This window comes from Kovacikia sp. CALU 1929 (assembly GCF_056784235.1).
This window is the reverse complement of sequence record NZ_JBXBCF010000095.1, coordinates 1-17,564: the sequence shown is the minus strand read 5'-3', so window position 1 is coordinate 17,564 and position 17,564 is coordinate 1. Positions and strand designations below refer to the sequence as shown.

General features: G+C 47.7%; 18 protein-coding genes. 11 read left to right on the top strand and 7 right to left on the bottom strand.

The features are described 5' to 3' along the window. Positions 1–141: 141 nt before the first annotated feature. On the top strand, positions 142–1,632 hold the full coding sequence (locus tag AC1S52_RS26420; protein ID WP_482032032.1) for a BCD family MFS transporter: 1,491 nt from the start codon (positions 142–144) through the stop codon (positions 1,630–1,632). Here the strand turns inward: AC1S52_RS26420 and dtd are convergent. Beyond that, entirely contained in the window at positions 1,629–2,081 is a 453-nt protein-coding gene (dtd, locus tag AC1S52_RS26415) for a D-aminoacyl-tRNA deacylase (RefSeq protein WP_482032031.1), read from the bottom strand. The two genes, AC1S52_RS26420 and dtd, sit on opposite strands and share 4 nt — an antisense overlap. Before the next feature lie 518 nt (positions 2,082–2,599). On the opposite strand from dtd, the gene AC1S52_RS26410 reads away from it, so the two are divergent. Further along, positions 2,600–2,776 carry a hypothetical protein gene (locus AC1S52_RS26410; RefSeq protein ID WP_482032030.1) on the top strand — a complete coding sequence of 59 codons (177 nt, stop codon included), beginning with the start codon at positions 2,600–2,602 and terminating at the stop codon, positions 2,774–2,776. A 122-nt stretch (positions 2,777–2,898) separates the two neighbouring features. Continuing rightward, on the top strand, positions 2,899–4,401 hold the full coding sequence (locus AC1S52_RS26405; protein WP_482032029.1) for a hypothetical protein: 1,503 nt from the start codon (positions 2,899–2,901) through the stop codon (positions 4,399–4,401). A gap of 160 nt (positions 4,402–4,561) precedes the next feature. Here the strand turns inward: AC1S52_RS26405 and rlmD are convergent, their stop codons facing one another. The 6 genes from rlmD to AC1S52_RS26375 all read right to left on the bottom strand — a co-directional run bounded on the left by rlmD (position 4,562) and on the right by AC1S52_RS26375 (position 12,150). Further along, the gene (gene rlmD, locus AC1S52_RS26400; RefSeq protein ID WP_482032028.1) at positions 4,562–5,965 is read right to left on the bottom strand and encodes a 23S rRNA (uracil(1939)-C(5))-methyltransferase RlmD; all 1,404 of its coding nucleotides are present in this window, start codon (positions 5,963–5,965) and stop codon (positions 4,562–4,564) included. 42 nt (positions 5,966–6,007) lie between these two features. After that, entirely contained in the window at positions 6,008–6,544 is a 537-nt protein-coding gene (locus AC1S52_RS26395) for a pentapeptide repeat-containing protein (protein ID WP_482032027.1), read from the bottom strand. A 55-nt stretch (positions 6,545–6,599) separates the two neighbouring features. Then, entirely contained in the window at positions 6,600–8,315 is a 1,716-nt protein-coding gene (locus tag AC1S52_RS26390; RefSeq protein ID WP_482032026.1) for a GAF domain-containing sensor histidine kinase, read from the bottom strand. Then, a complete protein-coding gene (locus AC1S52_RS26385; RefSeq protein ID WP_482032025.1) occupies positions 8,312–9,058 on the bottom strand; it encodes a hypothetical protein in 747 nt (248 codons plus the stop codon). Before AC1S52_RS26385 ends, AC1S52_RS26390 begins: the two co-directional genes overlap by 4 nt. Positions 9,059–9,228: 170 nt before the next feature. Continuing rightward, on the bottom strand, positions 9,229–10,242 hold the full coding sequence (locus AC1S52_RS26380) for a WG repeat-containing protein (protein ID WP_482032024.1): 1,014 nt from the start codon (positions 10,240–10,242) through the stop codon (positions 9,229–9,231). A 420-nt stretch (positions 10,243–10,662) separates the two neighbouring features. Then, positions 10,663–12,150 carry a S8 family serine peptidase gene (locus AC1S52_RS26375; RefSeq protein WP_482032023.1) on the bottom strand — a complete coding sequence of 496 codons (1,488 nt, stop codon included), beginning with the start codon at positions 12,148–12,150 and terminating at the stop codon, positions 10,663–10,665. A 61-nt stretch (positions 12,151–12,211) separates the two neighbouring features. Here AC1S52_RS26375 and AC1S52_RS26370 point away from each other — a divergent pair, with 61 nt between their 5' ends. The 8 genes from AC1S52_RS26370 (at position 12,212) to AC1S52_RS26335 (ending at position 17,434) form a co-directional block, all read left to right on the top strand. Then, entirely contained in the window at positions 12,212–12,505 is a 294-nt protein-coding gene (locus tag AC1S52_RS26370; protein WP_482032022.1) for a hypothetical protein, read from the top strand. A gap of 456 nt (positions 12,506–12,961) precedes the next feature. Beyond that, entirely contained in the window at positions 12,962–16,072 is a 3,111-nt protein-coding gene (locus AC1S52_RS26365; protein WP_482032021.1) for an NACHT domain-containing protein, read from the top strand. A 10-nt stretch (positions 16,073–16,082) separates the two neighbouring features. After that, a complete protein-coding gene (locus tag AC1S52_RS26360; RefSeq protein ID WP_482032020.1) occupies positions 16,083–16,367 on the top strand; it encodes a type II toxin-antitoxin system HigB family toxin in 285 nt (94 codons plus the stop codon). A 2-nt stretch (positions 16,368–16,369) separates the two neighbouring features. Continuing rightward, positions 16,370–16,603 (top strand): hypothetical protein, encoded by a 234-nt coding sequence (locus AC1S52_RS26355; RefSeq protein WP_482032019.1) that lies wholly within the window; start codon positions 16,370–16,372, stop codon positions 16,601–16,603. A 22-nt stretch (positions 16,604–16,625) separates the two neighbouring features. Next, positions 16,626–16,865 (top strand): hypothetical protein, encoded by a 240-nt coding sequence (locus tag AC1S52_RS26350; protein WP_482032018.1) that lies wholly within the window; start codon positions 16,626–16,628, stop codon positions 16,863–16,865. Then, on the top strand, positions 16,828–16,995 hold the full coding sequence (locus tag AC1S52_RS26345; protein WP_482032017.1) for a hypothetical protein: 168 nt from the start codon (positions 16,828–16,830) through the stop codon (positions 16,993–16,995). The genes AC1S52_RS26350 and AC1S52_RS26345 overlap by 38 nt, the downstream gene beginning before the upstream one ends. Further along, positions 16,992–17,120: a type II toxin-antitoxin system RelE family toxin gene (locus AC1S52_RS26340; protein ID WP_482032016.1), complete on the top strand. Its 129-nt coding sequence runs from the start codon at positions 16,992–16,994 to the stop codon at positions 17,118–17,120. The genes AC1S52_RS26345 and AC1S52_RS26340 overlap by 4 nt, the downstream gene beginning before the upstream one ends. A gap of 167 nt (positions 17,121–17,287) precedes the next feature. Further along, positions 17,288–17,434: an antitoxin family protein gene (locus AC1S52_RS26335; protein ID WP_482032015.1), complete on the top strand. Its 147-nt coding sequence runs from the start codon at positions 17,288–17,290 to the stop codon at positions 17,432–17,434. Positions 17,435–17,564: the final 130 nt, after the last annotated feature.

Genomic DNA, 17,564 nt, shown 5'->3' with positions numbered 1-17,564 from the left:
TGGGAATAGGCAATGGGGAATAGGGAAGGCAGAAGGCAAAAGATTCCTGTCCACTGACTCCTGACTCCCAACCCCTGACTCCCCACTTCCCAATCACCGATCACCCCATTACCAATTTCACAGAAAGTTTTTTAAGCAGCTATGGCGACCAGTAAATTCTCAAACTCTCCACTCGACGATGATGCCATGCCAGAACAACTGCCTGTGGTGAAATTGCCCAAAATGCTACAGCTCGGCTTGTTTCAGATGGGGCTGGGCATTATGTCGATTCTGACGCTAGGGTTACTGAACCGGGTGATGATTAAGGAATTGGCGATCGCCCCTACCATCGTGGGGTTTATTCTGGCAGTTCCTTACTTTGTCGCGCCTGCCCGCGTCTGGTTCGGGCAAATGTCAGATTCTAAGCCGCTGTTTGGTAAGCATCGCTCTGGATATGTCTGGATTGGGGCTGCCGTGATGGCGTTTGTCTCCTTTCTGGCGGTGCAAGTGGTCTGGCAGTTGGGCAACAGTTTTGCGGCTGGAGGCTGCGCGGTTGACTCAACCGGGTTAGATGCCCTACAAGAGTTTTTTACGGAAGCTCCTTGCAGCCAGAGCCGGGGATGGGCATTGATGCTGGCAGGGGTTTTTGCCCTGTATGGGCTGGCACTAAGCGCCTGTTCAACCCCCTTTGCGGCAATGATTGTGGATGTGTCGGATGAGGACAACCGCTCCAAACTGGTGGGAGTGGTCTGGGCGATGCTGATTTTTGGCACGGTACTTGGAGCAGGGGGAATTTTTGGGGCGTTGAGTCGGTTGACTACGAACGCTCCGCCGGAGGTGTTGCAAGCCTCTATTACCCGGTTGTTTGTCGTCATTCCCATGGTTGTATTTGGGTTGGCGATCCTGTCCACGCTGAATGTTGAAAAGAAGTACTCTCGCTACACATCGCGATCGATGCTGGTGAACCAGGAAAACAAAATTACCCTGGGACGTTCCTGGAAAATTCTGACAGCTTCTCGCCAGACGGGGCTATTTTTTACCTTCCTGATCGTGATGACGATGGGGCTGTTTATGCAAGATCCCGTTCTGGAGGCATACGGGGGTGAAGTCTTTGGCATGAAAATTGCCGAAACGACCTTGCTAAATGTGTTCTTTGGAATTGGCACGATCGTTGCTATGACGACGACCGGGTTTTTCATTGTGCCTCGTCTGGGCAAACCATTGACCACTCGCTTGGGTTGCGTGCTGATTGGACTGTGTGCCGGATTACTCATCCTCTCAGGCTTTACCCGAGATCCACGGTTGCTGCAATTTTCGATGCTGCTGTTTGGTCTGGCTGCCGGGATCACAACCACCGGGGCAATTAGCCTGATGCTGGATCTGACGGCTGCTGAAACAGCAGGCACCTTCATCGGTGCCTGGGGGCTATCCCAAGCCTGGGCAAGAGGATTTGCAACCATTAGTGGCACCGCCCTTTTGGACCTGGGTAGAACGTTGTTTTCAGAACCGCTACTTTCCTATGGGTTGGTTTTTCTAATCCAAGCTCTGGCGATGATTGTGGCGATCTGGCTCCTGAGCCGGGTCAATGTCGAAGAATTCATTACCAACGCAAAAACAGCGATCGCGAATGTTCTGGAGAATGAGTTGGATTAGGTTGAAACCTCCCGTTCCAGCAAAAGCGTGACAGGACCGTCATTCTGAATCAGTACCTGCATCATTGCTCCAAATTTTCCGGTTTCAACCCGTAAGCCGCTGGAGCGCAATTTGTCCACAAACTGTTCATACAATGCTTCAGCGGTTGCCGCAGCCGCCGCCCGATCAAAGGAAGGACGGCGACCTTTACGGCAGTCTCCATAGAGCGTGAACTGGCTAATGACCAGCAATTCGCCCCCAATTTCCTGAACCGACTGGTCAAACCTGCCCCCTTCCCCGTCAGGAAACAACCGCAGTTCCAGACATTTACGCGCCATCCAGTCCAGTTCGGCTTCGGTGTCTGCTTCTGAAATCCCGACGAGTAAATTTAGCCCCCGTCCAATTTTGCCTACCACTTCGCCATCAACCACGACCTGGGAAGCTATAACTCGTTGGATGACAACACGCATAGAAATTTAGCTCTATCTCACTCTTAGTTCCTTCAGTCCAATTCCAGGTACGGAGATAGTTAAAATCACCGCATCAATTTCCTAACTTTGCAAATGTTACTGACCGTTTTAACTCATCTGTTAAGACAAGATATTGATTCCTGGCTCATTCAAGAATTCCACACTCTGTTAGACCAAATCCAGTGAATTCTTCAGACTCGCTTACGGCAGCACTGGCAACACAACACTCATCTAGCAAGAACTTTTATCAAAGCATTATAGTCTTCTGACGAAAACTTTTCTGTCGGATTAAATTTCGAGATTCTTTCAGGGTAAGCACACCTTAAAAATCATTGACAAAAGAGTTATCCGTCAGATGTTTATCCAGAAAGGTTTTCAGGCGAACAGGTAGAGTCAAAACGCTCCGAATTGTTAAGAGCAAGCAGGCTAAATATTAAAATATCGTTGCTTTTCTGGACTACAACTTGCTGAAAAGCTTACAGGCGCATTTCTCACGAATGGTGTGATTGCACAATGAATTGAAGATTACCGTGTACGATGCGATCGCCAAACGCATTCTTGACACACCACTGATCATTCGCAACGCCATGCTGGTGCATCTATTTGAGCCAAGAGATTTGCGCTCCTTGCTAGTGGTTAAGTTGAGTAATCACTCAACTCTTTACGCTATTATCCTCAGCTTGATAACTTCTTGATGCCACTGGATTACTGTGTGCGATAGAATACACCAAATTTGGAGATTTTTTCCTGAATTGGGAACACTATTCGTGTAAGTATTAATGCCATTTCTACTTGATTGAGTGATTGAGAGCTTGTTATGACAGAATTTGAGGGACCATCAAAGAAACATAAGTTAGAGCTTGAAGGGTTTGCAGCGGCTGAAATTGCCAAGCAACTTGAGCAAACCCAAATCAATAAGTTTCATACCAAAGGTGGTACTGGTTTCGGCGCAGAAGAGGCTAATGCATTTGCTGATAAGTTTCAATTTAAGGATGTGAAGATAACAGGTAAAGATAATTCGTTGAATGGTGCAGATAGAATTGTAGATGGTATTGCAATCCAGACAAAATATTATCCTGACTCAAGAAGCACCTTTAATGCTGCTTTCAATGAAAGTGGGACATACCGATATCAAGGGCAGGTTTTAGAAGTTCCTCGTGAACAGTACGATGAATGCCTGAGATTGATGCAAGGTAAGATAAAAGAAGGGAAAGTACCTGGCGTTACTGATCCGAATGAGGCAGAACGCTTTGTAAAGAAAGGGGAAGTTACGTACAAACAAGCCCGCAACATTGCTCGTGCTGGCAATGTAGACTCATTACTGTACGATGTAAAAACGCAAGCTGTATCGACAAGCTATGTATTTGCAATCTCTTTTGCTGTTCAGTACTCTGTATGTCGTTTGAGTGGGCAAACGCACGAAGATGCCCTCAAAAACGCAATTAGCAGCGCTGTAAGTATAGGGAGTACCTCGCTAATAACAGGTGTTATAGCTTCTCAAGTACTTCGCACTAAAGTTGCAGCAATGGGAACAATTGCTGCCAGACACCTAGTTAAAGGAGCAGCCCAAACGCAATTCGGTAAAGTTGCTGTTGAAAAACTTGCTGCGGCTTCGCTTGGTAAAGCCGTTTATGGTGCTGCTGCGGTTAACCATGTGTCAAAACTATTGAGATCTAACGTTATCACCTCGGTTGTTGCAACTGTTATAATTTCCACTCCTGACTTCTACCGAGCAGCAATATCTAATCGAATGTCATGGTCTCAATTTAGTAAAAATTTAGCCATTAATGCTTCATGCGTTGCTGGTGGAGTTGCTGGATGGCTAGGAGGTGCTGCTGCGGGTGCTGCTATTGGTAGTTTTGTTCCTATTGTTGGAACCGCAGTAGGTGGGGTTGTTGGGGGGCTTTTTGGAGCTTTCGGTACAGGAACTGTTGCTTCCATCGGTACAAAAGCAGTATTAGACCATTTTATAGAAGATGATGCTAAACGTATGTTAGATCTTGCAAACAAATCTCTAGGAGAAGTGGCTTGCGATTTTTTGTTGACTGAACAAGAGATTAGTCAACTTATAGAAAAAGTAAAAACCACTGTTGATATTGATTGGCTAAGAACCATGTATCAAACAGGAGCTAATAGCACCTCCGATGAGAAATCCTTAGAATATGCTTGTGTCCAGTTTGAGAAAATGTGTGAGGAGATAGTATCTCAGCGATCTAAGATTTATTTACCTGATCCTCAAAGCGTTAACACCGAGATTAGTAATATTGTAGGCTTCCTTCTAGAAAGAAACAGTTCTGACTTCTTACTGGCTGGTTCTTGAAACTCTAGTTCAAGCTAGATTAGCAGTAATCAAATTTTGTATTTCAAATATGCTCAGACTCCTGACCTTAACTTTAGGCTGCACACAGACTACCAACAGGGAATGAGCGCTAATTTTTTGACATAGCTGGAGTGTGGGACCTGAGCTAGTTGAAGAGAGGTTAAAGACGAGTTAAAAATGCGGCACATTCAACATGGGCGGTTTGAGGGAAGAAATCGACGGGTTGGACTTGCTGAAGGTGATACTCCCCAGATTGGCAGAGCAGTTTGAGGTCGCGGGCAAGGGTAGCAGGATTGCAACTGACATAAACAATGCGCTCTGGCTGTATTTGCTGGAGTGCTGCAATCACTGCTGGAGTACAACCCTTGCGGGGTGGATCGAGCAATACAATATCTGGCTTCACACTCAGAAATGGAAGTGCTTTTTCGACTTCTTCAATCTGAAAGTCTACATTTTGAATCTGGTTTGCGATCGCATTGTTCCACGCCTGCTCGATCGCCTCCGCCTGCACCTCTAACCCGATCGCCTGTTTTACTTTTTGGGCTAAGGGTAAGGTAAGTGTGCCGACTCCACAGTAGGCATCCACCAGAACCTCATGCCCTTCTAGCTTGAGCTGATCCAAAATAATTTGTAAAAGTGCTTCTGCCTGCTCTGTATTGACCTGAAAGAAGGTATCTGGACGAATCTGAAAGCTCAACCCAGCTAAGGTTTCTGTCAGGTAGGGCTTTCCGGCAATGCAGTGGGTTTCATTGCCAAAAATGGCATTGGTGCGATCGGGGTTGATATTTAGCACCACACCAACCAACCCCGGATAGCGATCCATCCATGCCTCAGCCTGTTCCTCAATCCCGTTCAGGTTGCCCTCTTTAGAAACCAGCGTGAGTAATATTTCTCCTGTGCGACGTCCAATTCGTAGACTCAGGTGACGCAGTTTGCTGCGGTGGTTTGTCTCGTCGTAAATACCCCACCCGCGCTGCTGAATGTCCTGTTTCACCTCTGCCAGCAAAGGATTCAGGCGCGTATCCTGGATGGGGCACTGATTCAGATTAACGATCTGGTGGCTTCCTTTCTGGTAATAGCCTGCCTGCACCTGCCCAGTTTGCGATCGCCGCAAGGGATAGGTTGCTTTATTTCGGTAGTTTAATGGTTCAGCCACCGACAGGATGGGATGCACTGAAGGATTGCTAAAGCCGCCAATGCGCTCCAATGCCTGGATCACAATATTTTGCTTTGCCTCTAGTTGGTAGGCGTAGTCCACATGTTGCCACTGGCAACCGCCACACTTATCCGCCACGATGCAGCGGGGGCGAATCCGATGGGGAGAGGGTTCTAGAAGCTCATGTAGCTTACCGTGAGCATAATTTGGTTTGACCCGCACCAGACGTACCCGAACGCGATCGCCCGTCACGGTATCCGGCACAAATACTACCCGCTCCCCATATCGTCCGACCCCATCTCCGCTGTCGCTCAGGTCAGTGATCTCCAGGTCGATCAATTCTCCTTGCTGCCAGGAGGGTTCAGATTTTGGATTTTGGATTTCGGATTTTAGATTGGGGTGGGTCATGGGTGTAAGGTGCAAGGGGTGAGGTGTGAGGTGCGACTTCATCTACAAATGCACGCTTCCATCGGGCAGGGTTGCCCCTTTCAGGTTTGTGTTTGTTAGATCGGTGCGAGCGAGATTGGCTTCGGTTAAGTCAGCGTGGGTGAGGATGGCTCCAGCGAGATTAGCAGATTTCAAGTTTGCGCCGTGGAGATTTGCCTCATGCAGGTTTGCCTGTTTCAGCTTTGCCTCAATCAGCCCTGCCCATCTTAGATCGGCTTTGCTCAGGTCTGCCAGATGGAGGTCTGCCCGATCCAGGTTGGCAATATAGAGAATGGCGTGGCTCAAATTGGCATGGCTCAGGTTAGCCCGTTCCAGATTAGCCACGTGAAGGTTAACCTGGCGGAGGTCAGCACCACTTAAATTGGCGTAGCTCAGGTCAGCGCCATCCAGGTTGGCGGCATGGAGATTAATCCCACTCAAATTGACCTGATTCAAGTCCGCATCACTCAGATCAATAGCAACTCTAGGATGTCCTAATCGCCACTCATTCCAGTGGTCAACCCCCTGTTTTAGCCGGGCTATTTGCTCCTCCACCGCCATTGCAGAAACTCCCAGTCAGGCACAAGCGATATGCTCAGAGTCCATAGTCTAGCACTTAGCTTGCCATCTCCTGGTGTGCAGGAATCTCAATCACAAATTCGGTTCCTTTGCCTGGACTTGAGTTGCAGTACAATCGACCACCGTGGGTTTCGGTAACAATTTGATAGCTAATGGACATTCCCAGCCCGGTTCCCTTGCCAACTGGCTTGGTGGTGAAAAAGGGATCGAATAACCGCTGACGTACCGTTTCATCCATGCCTGGGCCATTGTCGATAATGCGAATCACCACCCAGGCGGAATTGAGCATCCAGGAGTCAGCCTCTAAAACCACTTCGTTGCTTTTGAGTTCGGTGCAAATTTTAATAGTGGGGTGAGGGGGGGTGGCTTTTGACGTTCCCGGAGAGTGGGTGGTCGCTGGGGTTGAATTTAACCTGGAACTGAAAACTTTTAGCTCAAAACTTTCTTCCAGGGCATCGATCGCGTTGACCAGAATGTTCATAAACACCTGGTTGAGTTGCCCTGCATGACACTGAACCAGTGGCAAATTGCCATACTCTTTGATGATTTGAATCGCGGGTTTATTAGCGGTGGCTTTCAAACGGTTTTGCAGAATCATCAAGGTAGAATCCATGCCTTCATGCAGGTTGACCGCTTTAATTTCAGCCTCATCCAGGCGGGAGAAGGTGCGCAGCGATCGCACAATTTCGCGGATCCGCTCTGCCCCCACTTGCATCGAAGCAAACAGTCTGGGTAAATCTTCGGCAATGAAGTCTACTTCGATCGCGGCTATTTTACGTTGAATTTCAGGAGTGGGGGTGGGGTATTCCGTGGCATAGAGATGCAATAGATCTAGCAAATCCTCAACATATTGACTGGCATAGATCAGGTTGCCATGCACAAAGCTGACTGGATTGTTAATTTCGTGTGCTACACCGGCTACCAGTTGACCCAGGCTTGCCATTTTTTCAGTTTGAACCAGTTGGGGAGTCCGCTGGATTTCCTTTAATGCTTGCTCTAGCGCCTGTGCCTGTGCCTGTGCCTGTGCCGTCGCGGTGCAGCTTTGTTCATAGAGTTCTGCCTGATCAAGGGCGATCGCCAACTGATCAACCGTTGCCTGAAGCAGTTCAACTTCATCCATACTCCAGTCGCGGGCTGCCTGCTGATGGAGACAGTGAATCACGCCCAACTTTTTATTTCGAGTTTGGGCAGGCAGAATGAACTGGTCATAGCCCTCAAATGCTGCCTTCAGGCGGCTGGTTTCTGGATAGGGGAGAACATTCAAGGGCATGTCTGTGGTCAGAGACAGGCTCTCTAGACAGGTGGGGTGACTGCCCACGTAAATTTGATGGAAATCTTGGCTGATCTCAGGTGCATGGGCTTCGCAAACTGCCTGAAAACTCCGTAAGGTTGGGGAATACCACCAGAAAATGCAGGCATCAATCTGTAACAGTTGACGGATCTCGATTACAGCCGTTTTGAGGATTGTTTCCAGATCCAGTGAGTGGCGAATCTGACTTACCAGACGGTTCAACAATTCCTGGCGCTGTGCTAGCTGGCGTGATTGTGCCTCCGATCTGGAGAGTTGCTGGGCGTGTTCTTTAACCACAGCAAGAGCCTGTTCCAGCTTGGCAGATTTATCCAGAGTTTCACGCTCATAGACTTCCAGAAGTTGTTCTAAAGCTGCAACCTGCTCTCGAAGCTGAACCAATTCCTGAATTGTTTCATGGCTGACTTCAATACCAGTCTGGTCTACAAGGCTATTGTGGGTCATAGGTTTAGGCTGGCAGCAGTTGCAAAAACAGCTTTTCCTTCAAAGGGCAGTAGTGACATCTTGGCGTTGAGCGCCAGGGTTTTGAACAGGTCGGCGGTGTCTCGTGGAATAGGCGTTTTGGAGAACATGATGATGGCTAAGAGATTGCCGGAAGCCAGCATTCCGCCAAATCCCAAAACGGATTGCACCCCGTAGGGAATGACGAACTCAGCCTGTGCTGGAACGAAGGGACTACCAACTGCCTGCGGGACATGAAAGACATTGAAGGTGGTTTGCTCAAGGTCAACCACCAGATCAGGATCGGGTTCCAGCACGGTGCCAATTTCCAACCCCAACTGGCGAATGAACTGGGAGATCATCGGCGATTGGGCGACCAGTTCGGCACTAATCAGAGGAATTGCCTGATGTCCCTGGGATGTCTGTCTAATATTCCAGTCAGGGTGTTCTCCTGCCGTTGCCAGCAGGGTCAGGCTTTTCATTTGAGGGGAAGCCGGTTCTCTGCCCAGCGATCGCTCAACTACCAGGCGCAAGGCGGGATCCAAGTCACTATAGGCATGGGTTTTGAATAACCGCACCAGGGCTAGGGATCTGCCCCCCGTTTGAGGATCAATAAAATGCTTGTAGAGATACTGAACGATTCGATTCGCAACTTCTTCCATTGTGGTCGCTCCCCCACCAATCTTACGGAGAGCTGCTCCACACTCAGTCATATCGCTGAGAGTAAAGTGTGCCAGGTTATACATGAATTTCTGATTGAGTGAAATTGGAGAATCCGGATCTGCTCGAAGAATTCCCCAATTTCAACCAAATGGAACGATCTGCATGGCTGGAACGGTGGAGGGGTAGAGGGGTAAAGGGGTAGCTCATCCACTCATCCCCACACACGATTAGCGAAAAACCTTATGCCATGCGACTAAGAATTTCCCTGGGCAGAACGCTGGCTGATGTACCCCCATTTATCCCCCACCTGAACTCTTGCCATGCCTTCGGCAAAGGGTCCCGCGTTGTCAAAGACGGCTGGAATCGTGAGTTTGCCTGATTTGTCAATATAGCCCCATTTACCATCCACCTTAACGGCTGCCAGCCCTTCAGAAAAGTCACTAGCGAAGTCAAACTGGCGATTAATCACTTTCTTACCGGACTTGTCAATATAACCCCACTGATTGATGCTTTGGACGGCTGCCAGCCCTTGGGAAAAATCGGAGGCAAAGCTGAATTGGGGCGAAATGGCGATCGCCCCCTGCCGGTTTACATAGCCCCATTTGTCCCCAACCCGAACCCGCGCCATGGAGTTGGAAAACCGGAATGCCCCATCAAACTGGGGTGCAATCTCCACATTTTTACTTTTACTCAGGTAACCCCATTTTTTGCCCTGGCGAATGACTGCCATCCCTTCTGAAAAGCCCCAGGAGTCATCAAACTGAGGGTCGATCGCGATCTGTCCGCTGCGATCGACATAGCCATACTTACCATCTATCTTCACGGCTGCCAGGTTTTCCGAAAATGCCAGTGCCATAGCAAACTGGGGCGGAATCACGACCTTCCCGGTCTGATCCACGTAGCCGTACTTGCGCCCTTGCCGCACTAACGCTAACCCGTTGGAAAATTTGGAAGCTTCCTCGTATTGACTGGCAACCAGTTGTCCTTTTTTATCAATAAATCCAGTGACACCGCCAAACCGGACTACGGCAAATCCTTCGGAAAAGGAAGACATGCCGCTAATTTCCAGGTCAGGCTTCACAACCACTTTCCCAGCTTTATTGATGAAACCGTAGGTATCTTCAAACCCGACCAGTGCCAGACCTTCAGCAAAGTCTGCGGCGCTATCGAATTGGGGTGAAATGTTGTCCGTTGAGTCCTGGGCAATTACATCTGGTAGGGCAGGCGCAAGCTCTGAGAAGGGTGCGGACTGAATAGCAGATGCCATTTGATGGACTTTATGTGGCTGAGCAATCTGGTTACAGGCACCTAAACCGAATGAACCCAATCCGACGAGCAGCAGCGGGCCCCAAATCTTTTGATGGCATGGCATAGTCATTGCAGCGGTGAAGAGTATCTCTATTGTCCCTAGGGTTTCCAGCAGACATGGCATAGAAAGCCCTATATGTAACAGAGAGTAATTTTGTTAGGAAATTCTGGCATCCTCCAACGGGTGCAAGATTCCTTGGGCAGCGTGTTATACGAAATACTTCCAAAATAGGTGGGTTTAGCCCCCGATGGTTACTCAAGGATAGGTAAGAGAGCAATTTGTACCAGAGGGCGATCGCACAAACCACCCAAGACCTCTGAGGTTTTTGAAAACCTCGGAGGTCTAAGCGACACGAATCGCGTTTACATGAGCGTTAACCTAAACTGTAATTCCACTTCGCTTCGCCGTTCCGGCTAACAGAGTGGTTACTTCTGCTGAAGACAGATTCGGGTTTGCACTTAGCATCAACGCTGCCACGCCTGCCACATGGGGCGTTGCCATTGAAGTACCGCTAAAGCTGCGGTAAGTATTGTTTGGTGTCGTAGAGTAAACATTTACCCCAGGAGCAACCACATAATTCAGCGCTGATGTGCCTGCATCATTGGAGAAACTTGCCACTTTATTGTTACGGTCTACTGCACCAACGGCAATTCCATACTGGCTTGCTAACCGTGCCGGATAGCTAGGCAGACTTTGAGACTCGTTTCCAGATGCCATCACCACCATTGCCCCCACCTGGGTTGCATACTGAATTGCGGACTGAATCTCAGAGGAAAAGCCCCCACCCAGACTAAGGTTGATCACATCTGCGCCATTGTTGGCTGCATAACGTATCCCAGCAGCAATGTTTGCACTACTGCCGCTGCCGTTTGCATCCAGAGCGCGTATCGCCATGATCTGAGCATTGTAGGCAACCCCGGTTGCACCAAAGCTGTTGTTGACCGCCGCAATGGTTCCAGCCACGTGGGTACCATGCCCATTCGGATCGGTAGGAGTATTATCCCGCTGGACAAAGTCCCAACCTCGAATGTCATCAATAAAGCCATTGCCATCGTCATCAATACCGTTGCCGGGAATTTCACGGGTGTTGACCCAGATATTGGCAGCCAGATCAGGGTGGGTATAATCTACGCCACTGTCAATCACAGCCACGACTACACCCTGCCCGGTATAGCCCCTTGCCCAAACTTCTGGAGCGTTGATCTGGTCAAGGTTCCAGTTATTACCGCCCAGATTGGCTACGGCAGAAAAAGGAGTTTGACCGATCGCCCCTGCAACTGCCGCCGACGCATCCACCAGTCCATACCCGTAGGTGGAATTAAACCCTGTAGGCATTGGAAAAGAAGCGGAAGAGCCTGTGGCAGAGAGGGCGAGAGTGTAGTCGGTGTTGCCGCTGTATTGATAAACCCGAACGTAGTAAGTACCTGCACTTAGCGTTTGGCTAATGCTCTCATCCAGGTTCCTGGAGTTAGCTGAACTCTGAATAATTGCCCCAATTTCACTCAGAAGCTGCACATCGGCATCGGCAGTCATCCCGGTGAGGGACAGGTTGAAGCTGACAGTAGACCCGACCGAAAAGCTGTAGAAGTCGTTGCGGTCGGTGTTGCCGACTGAATCGGAGAGCGTAACTGGACTGCTGCCCAGGGTACCCACGTTGTAAGCAGTGGCACGGGTATTTCCAGGGTCAGGGGTGACGAGGGAGGTGAAGGCGCTCGCTCGAAACAGGCTTTCGCTAGAGAGGGCATTGCTCAGTTCGGAGCTGAAAGCTTTTGGGGCAATTCTAGACAGGTCTGCGCCTGCCAGGGAAGAGGTACCGTAAGAACCGGAGTAACTGAAATAGTCAGATGATCTTGATTTGCAAAACATCTATTCACCTCTGATGAAGATATAAAAGCGATCGCTCCGATGCCAGACTTCTCACAGGCTGATGAATGATCCGGAGATTTCATTTTTCCGGATCACCTACACAAAACTGCATGGCAAAAGCCACAAAGGTCAGGCTTCGACCGTTGTTAGTGATTGGTTGTTAGCAGGCTTTTTCCTGCCGCTTACGGTCTATTACCTGTTGCTTGCGGTAACGGCACAACAAACTGGCTTACCAGCACCCATGAAAAGCATTCGCGCTTGGCATTTCTGTAGGCGCAGGGCGGTAGTGGTTGAACATAGGGCTTTCTACTGCCTGTGTCCTATCGGCTGTTGTTACCTGAGGGCGACTGGTTAAAGTTGAGCCAGATCTGTTGAGGCGCAATTAAGTACTTTTGCCACAGGTTAGAAATCTTTTAATCATCAGGGAAGCGATCGAGCGATTGGTTGCAATGATACGTTTCAGTGCAAGTAGTAAAATCTAGCTTCTCTAGAAGCTAATGGTAGAAACCCTGGTCTTTTGGTAGAAATCCCCAATTTGATGGAGTCACTTTAAGGTTTTTACAAGGGCGATCGCTCTCCTGAACTTGCCAGTTTAGAATCTGTCTACTGGTTTGGAAAAAATAAAATCAATTCCAGCCGTTTTACCGGGCAAAATTTTAGGGACACTTATTTTTGTGGCTATTTTTTCCGGTGCAACCGTGCAACCCTTTGAATAACAACCCTACCTGCTGGGACCTGAGCCTGCCATCTCTGGCATCTGCCTGACATGGATGCGATATTAGTAGTGTTCGGTCGCGTCTGAAATCTCAGTATGCTGGAATGGTTGGCAGCCACAACAGGAATAGAGCTAGGTAAGCTGGTGCTTGAGCAGGTTCTCAATTTGAGTAAGCCTGTTCTGGAGAAGTATGTTCAAGATTTTTTCAAAGATTCTTTGAATAGTGGAGTTGCTCGACTCAACGCCGCAACGCTAAAAACGCCAATGGCAGAAGCAATTGGTTACTTTATCAAGCGATTTATTAAAGAACTTCAGCTTAATGACGTTCCTGAAACCAGTATTCAGCATCACTATCAGGCAGCAATCAAGAAGTTTGTGCAGGATAAGGCGGTGCGTCCCATTCTAGGAAAAGCCTTTGAAAAGGATTGCAAGCAAATTGATTACGCACAGTTAGAGCAAATCTGGACCCAACAATATCAAGGGTCTGGTTGGCAATTTCCCGCCGAGGAGTTTGACTGGCGGGGTGTCTGCAAAGAATATGTCTATGAAGTCAAAGGCATTGTTAAAGCGAATCCAGAGTTGCGATCGCTATTCACAACCGACTTGATGGAAGACATTGCCCGCAATACGGCGCAACTTTCACCGGGATTTGATGTTGAAAAATACCGAGACAGTTTGCAGTCGAGTTATGGCTATCTCAAGCTGTACACCCTCGACAGCACTGACCGGGTCGATGCCATCAAGCTCTGGTCAATGTTCATCGAGCAAACGGTGCGAGAGGCATTGCCCCCCCTGCGCTACGACCTGCCTTTGGACTTGAAACGCCAACTGCAAGCAGCAGGGCAACTCGAAAAAGACTTATCCCTCGAAGCTTTAGAGCATTATCGTCACGAGTATTTTCAGCAACCTGCACGAAAGGTTTTAGAAGCGATCGCAGACTCCCAACGGGCGGTGATTTTGGGTGATCCGGGTTCAGGAAAGTCGAGCCTATTGCAATATCTGGCACTGGAATGGGTCGAGTCTCAGACCTCGGAGGTTTTGAAAACCTCCGAGGTCTCAAGGCTACCGTTATTGATTGAGCTACGAGAATTTGCCATTACTCCGTCTGCTAACTTTCTCGAATTTCTCCATCGCGGTCGGGGTGTGGATTGGCAGTTTGACCAGCAGCAACTGCATCAGCATTTACTGGCGTTTCCCACACTGGTGATGTTTGATGGTCTGGACGAGGTATTTGATCGCACCACCCAATCCACCGTCATTGACGATATCATTCGCTTTTCCCAGCAATATCCCAACGCCCAGGTATTAGTCACATCTCGCATCATCGGCTACAACCCCGATCGCCTTCAGCACAGCGGCTTCCGACACTTCACCATTCAATCCCTGGATACCGACGAGATTCATGAATTCATCGATCGCTGGTATGACCTCTCAATGGGCAGCGATCCGGATAAAGTAAGGCTGAAACAGCGCTTGAAGGATGCCCTTGCCAATTCCAAAGAGATCGCCAACCTGGCAGACAATCCGCTGTTACTAACGATGATGGCGATCCTGAATCGACGGCAGGAGTTACCCCGCGACAGATCTGACCTCTATGACCAGGCATCACGGGTGTTGCTCTACCACTGGGATGTGGATCACAAGCGATTGCAGTTACCGATGGATGCGATCGGGCGGCGAGAAAAGCAGGAAATGCTGCGTCTGATTGCCTATGAGATGCAGGCAGGGGAAGACGGGCTGAAGGGAAATCTCATTAGTGCTGATCAATTGACCCGCATTTTGACCGACTATTTACGCGATCAGGGCTTTAGCGAACCCCGCGAAAAAGCCAATCGGTTGATTCAACAACTGCGAGAACGAAACTTTATCCTCTGCTATCGCGGAGCCGACACCTACGGCTTCATGCATCGCACCTTTTTGGAATATTTTTGTGCCGTTGAAATTGTTCACCGTTTTGAAAAACAACGCACCCTCACCTTTGAACAATTACGCGATGATGTGTTTGGTCAACACTGGCAAGACGAAACCTGGCATGAGGTTTTGAGGTTGATTTGTGGAGCGATCGACCCTAAGTTCACAGGTGAATTGATTGAGTTTTTAATGACTAGAGAGTTAGATCGTAGTGTATTTCTCAAGCATGACGAGGATAAAAAACGTCTGAAACCGGAAGGATTTACAAATTTGATTCTAGCAACTGACTGTTGCATTGAGATGTCTACTCCACAACTTGTACCTTTAGCAAATTCTCAATTACTTAATACCCTCAAGGATGAACTTCAAAATCCAGAGATTCCATTAACATTTGAGGCAACTGAAGCCATATTAAATCGAATCCTTTTATGCCTCTCTAGTAAGGACATATTGCCCTGGCTCAAGAACTATGCTCAACAAATTGATGACTGGCGTATGCGGGAGGCAACGGTCTATGTAATTGCAGAGAGATTTAAGGAGAATTCTGATACTTTACCTTGGCTTGAATCTCGTTCTCAACAAGATATCAGTGGGCCTGTACGTTGGACCGCGTTTACAGCTATAGTAAGGCTTTTTCGAAATACTCCTGAACATTTGCCTTGGCTTAAAAATATTGTAAGACAACAAGATGGAGACCGTTATTTGAGGCAGGCATCTGTTCAAGCCATCGGTCAACTCTTCCATGATCATCCTGATACATTGTCTTGGTTTAGGGCATTGATTGTTGAGGAAAAAAATTCCTATTTACGAGTGATTGCCGCAAGGATGATTACTAGTCGCTATAATATCGAATCGCAAACTCTATCGCTTTTCAAGCTCTATATTCAGCAGGATAAAGATGAATGGATACGTGCAGAGTTTGCAAAAACAGTAGTTAGAAATTGGGGAAATGATTCAGATATATCAACATGGCTTAAAATATATATTCAAGATGAAACTTCTGTATGGGTAAAGCAGGAAATAATAAATGAAATAGGTAAGAGTTGGAGAAATACAACGGGACTGGAAATCCTTTCTGAAATTACAGTTAATGCTGATATAGATAAACATTATTCAAGTGCATCTACAGTTTTAGTTAATCCACGTCTAGTTGCTCTCACAGCAGTCACTGAGAACTATCCCACTCACCCAAAAACTCTTGAGCTGTTGCGCGATCGCGCCCTTAATGACCCCGATGAGCAACTAAGAGAATGGGCACAAAAGCAATTAGAAAAATTAAAGATGGAGGAGGCATGAGCAAGTCAATATGCATGTGATTACTCGCAAACGACTCAACGAATTTGCCAAACTTCATCCAGATGTTAAGAATGCTCTGGCTCAGTGGTACAAACTCATTAAACAGAATGAATTCGTTTCATTTGTTGAACTGCGTGAATTATTTCCATCAGCTGATCAAGTAGGTAAATTAACAGTTTTTAATATTGGAGGAAACAAGGTTAGACTCATTACAGCAATTCATTACAACCGGAAAAAAGTTTACATTCGAGCTGTATTAACTCACGCAGAATATGACGAAGAGAGGTGGAAATAATAATGCCAAGTCTCAATTCAGATCAAACAATTAAAGCATGGTCTTCTATTGCTGAAACGGTTTTCGTGCCTCACACAGAGCAGGAATACGAACATTTAGTTGAATTGCTAGACAGTTTGATCGATCAGGTTGGTGAAGATGAAACTCATCCTCTTGCTTCGATGATGGATGTGATTGGTGTTTTAATCGAGAATTATGAAGCTCAACATGTTCCTGAGTTGGAAGAGATTTCCTGATTCACAATGGAGGCAGATTCTAATGGCAGAGAATCCTGTAAAAGTAGATATTTCATTTCAGTCACTTTTAGAAGCAGTCTCATCCTTAGGGATTGCTGAAAAGCATCAGCTTTGGGAACTTTTGGAAGCCGAATTGTTCCCCGATGATGAGGACTCGACCGAGGACATTGCTGAAATTCAAGCGGCTCGTGCTGACTACAAAGCAGGCGATTACATGACCTTTGATGAATACACGGAACAACGGGCAGAGCGATCGGCATGACCTACGCCATCATCATGCCGAAGCTGTGCAAAAACAGCTAGATACCTTGCCTGATGACGTTTGCGATCGCATTGCTATCAAAACCAACAACTCGCTGAAGACCCACGCCCTGATGGAGTGGTCAAGATGAAAGGCTCTAATAATGAGTACCGTATTCGTATCGGTGATTATCGCGTTCGTTATGAAATCGACGACTCAACACAAACAATTCGGTTGTTGCAGTGTAAGCATCGCAAGGATGTCTATAAATCATGATCTGTGCCCCCTATCGCACCACTCCTACAACTCTTGAACTGCTGCGCGATCGCGAAGTGTCTCGTAGAGAATCGCGCCATCAATGACCCCGATGAGCAACTGCGAGAATGGGCACAGGAACAATTAGAAAAGCAAAATGAAAAATTAAAAGTGGAGGGAGTAATGATATGCAACAGATTGTAGAAGCAGTTTATGAAAACGGCATCTTTCGTCCATTAAAAGTGCCAGAGTTGTCTGAAGGACAGGAAGTTCAGTTGATTTTTAAATCGAAAGATAAGATAAGACCCGATCAAATGCTCCAGTTGAGACTGTAAATTAGTTTGTGTCAAAGGTCAAAAAACAAGATCTAATGAACTAATGAACAAAGGCACTAAACTATGACCTTTCGACCGGAACTCATTGACGAGTTGCTCAAAGAATATCGTACTCCCGAAGACCTAATGG

What these genes read in the sequence shown, in the direction of transcription:
- AC1S52_RS26420 (WP_482032032.1), top strand. Translation starts at nt 142, where the DNA reads ATGGCGACCAGTAAATTCTCAAACTCTCCACTCGACGATGATGCCATG.
- dtd (WP_482032031.1), bottom strand. Translation starts at nt 2,081, where the DNA reads ATGCGTGTTGTCATCCAACGAGTTATAGCTTCCCAGGTCGTGGTTGAT.
- AC1S52_RS26405 (WP_482032029.1), top strand. Translation starts at nt 2,899, where the DNA reads ATGACAGAATTTGAGGGACCATCAAAGAAACATAAGTTAGAGCTTGAA.
- rlmD (WP_482032028.1), bottom strand. Translation starts at nt 5,965, where the DNA reads ATGACCCACCCCAATCTAAAATCCGAAATCCAAAATCCAAAATCTGAA.
- AC1S52_RS26395 (WP_482032027.1), bottom strand. Translation starts at nt 6,544, where the DNA reads ATGGCGGTGGAGGAGCAAATAGCCCGGCTAAAACAGGGGGTTGACCAC.
- AC1S52_RS26390 (WP_482032026.1), bottom strand. Translation starts at nt 8,315, where the DNA reads ATGACCCACAATAGCCTTGTAGACCAGACTGGTATTGAAGTCAGCCAT.
- AC1S52_RS26385 (WP_482032025.1), bottom strand. Translation starts at nt 9,058, where the DNA reads ATGTATAACCTGGCACACTTTACTCTCAGCGATATGACTGAGTGTGGA.
- AC1S52_RS26380 (WP_482032024.1), bottom strand. Translation starts at nt 10,242, where the DNA reads ATGGCATCTGCTATTCAGTCCGCACCCTTCTCAGAGCTTGCGCCTGCC.
- AC1S52_RS26375 (WP_482032023.1), bottom strand. Translation starts at nt 12,150, where the DNA reads ATGTTTTGCAAATCAAGATCATCTGACTATTTCAGTTACTCCGGTTCT.
- AC1S52_RS26370 (WP_482032022.1), top strand. Translation starts at nt 12,212, where the DNA reads ATGAATGATCCGGAGATTTCATTTTTCCGGATCACCTACACAAAACTG.
- AC1S52_RS26365 (WP_482032021.1), top strand. Translation starts at nt 12,962, where the DNA reads ATGCTGGAATGGTTGGCAGCCACAACAGGAATAGAGCTAGGTAAGCTG.
- AC1S52_RS26360 (WP_482032020.1), top strand. Translation starts at nt 16,083, where the DNA reads ATGCATGTGATTACTCGCAAACGACTCAACGAATTTGCCAAACTTCAT.
- AC1S52_RS26355 (WP_482032019.1), top strand. Translation starts at nt 16,370, where the DNA reads ATGCCAAGTCTCAATTCAGATCAAACAATTAAAGCATGGTCTTCTATT.
- AC1S52_RS26350 (WP_482032018.1), top strand. Translation starts at nt 16,626, where the DNA reads ATGGCAGAGAATCCTGTAAAAGTAGATATTTCATTTCAGTCACTTTTA.
- AC1S52_RS26345 (WP_482032017.1), top strand. Translation starts at nt 16,828, where the DNA reads ATGAATACACGGAACAACGGGCAGAGCGATCGGCATGACCTACGCCAT.
- AC1S52_RS26340 (WP_482032016.1), top strand. Translation starts at nt 16,992, where the DNA reads ATGAAAGGCTCTAATAATGAGTACCGTATTCGTATCGGTGATTATCGC.
- AC1S52_RS26335 (WP_482032015.1), top strand. Translation starts at nt 17,288, where the DNA reads ATGCAACAGATTGTAGAAGCAGTTTATGAAAACGGCATCTTTCGTCCA.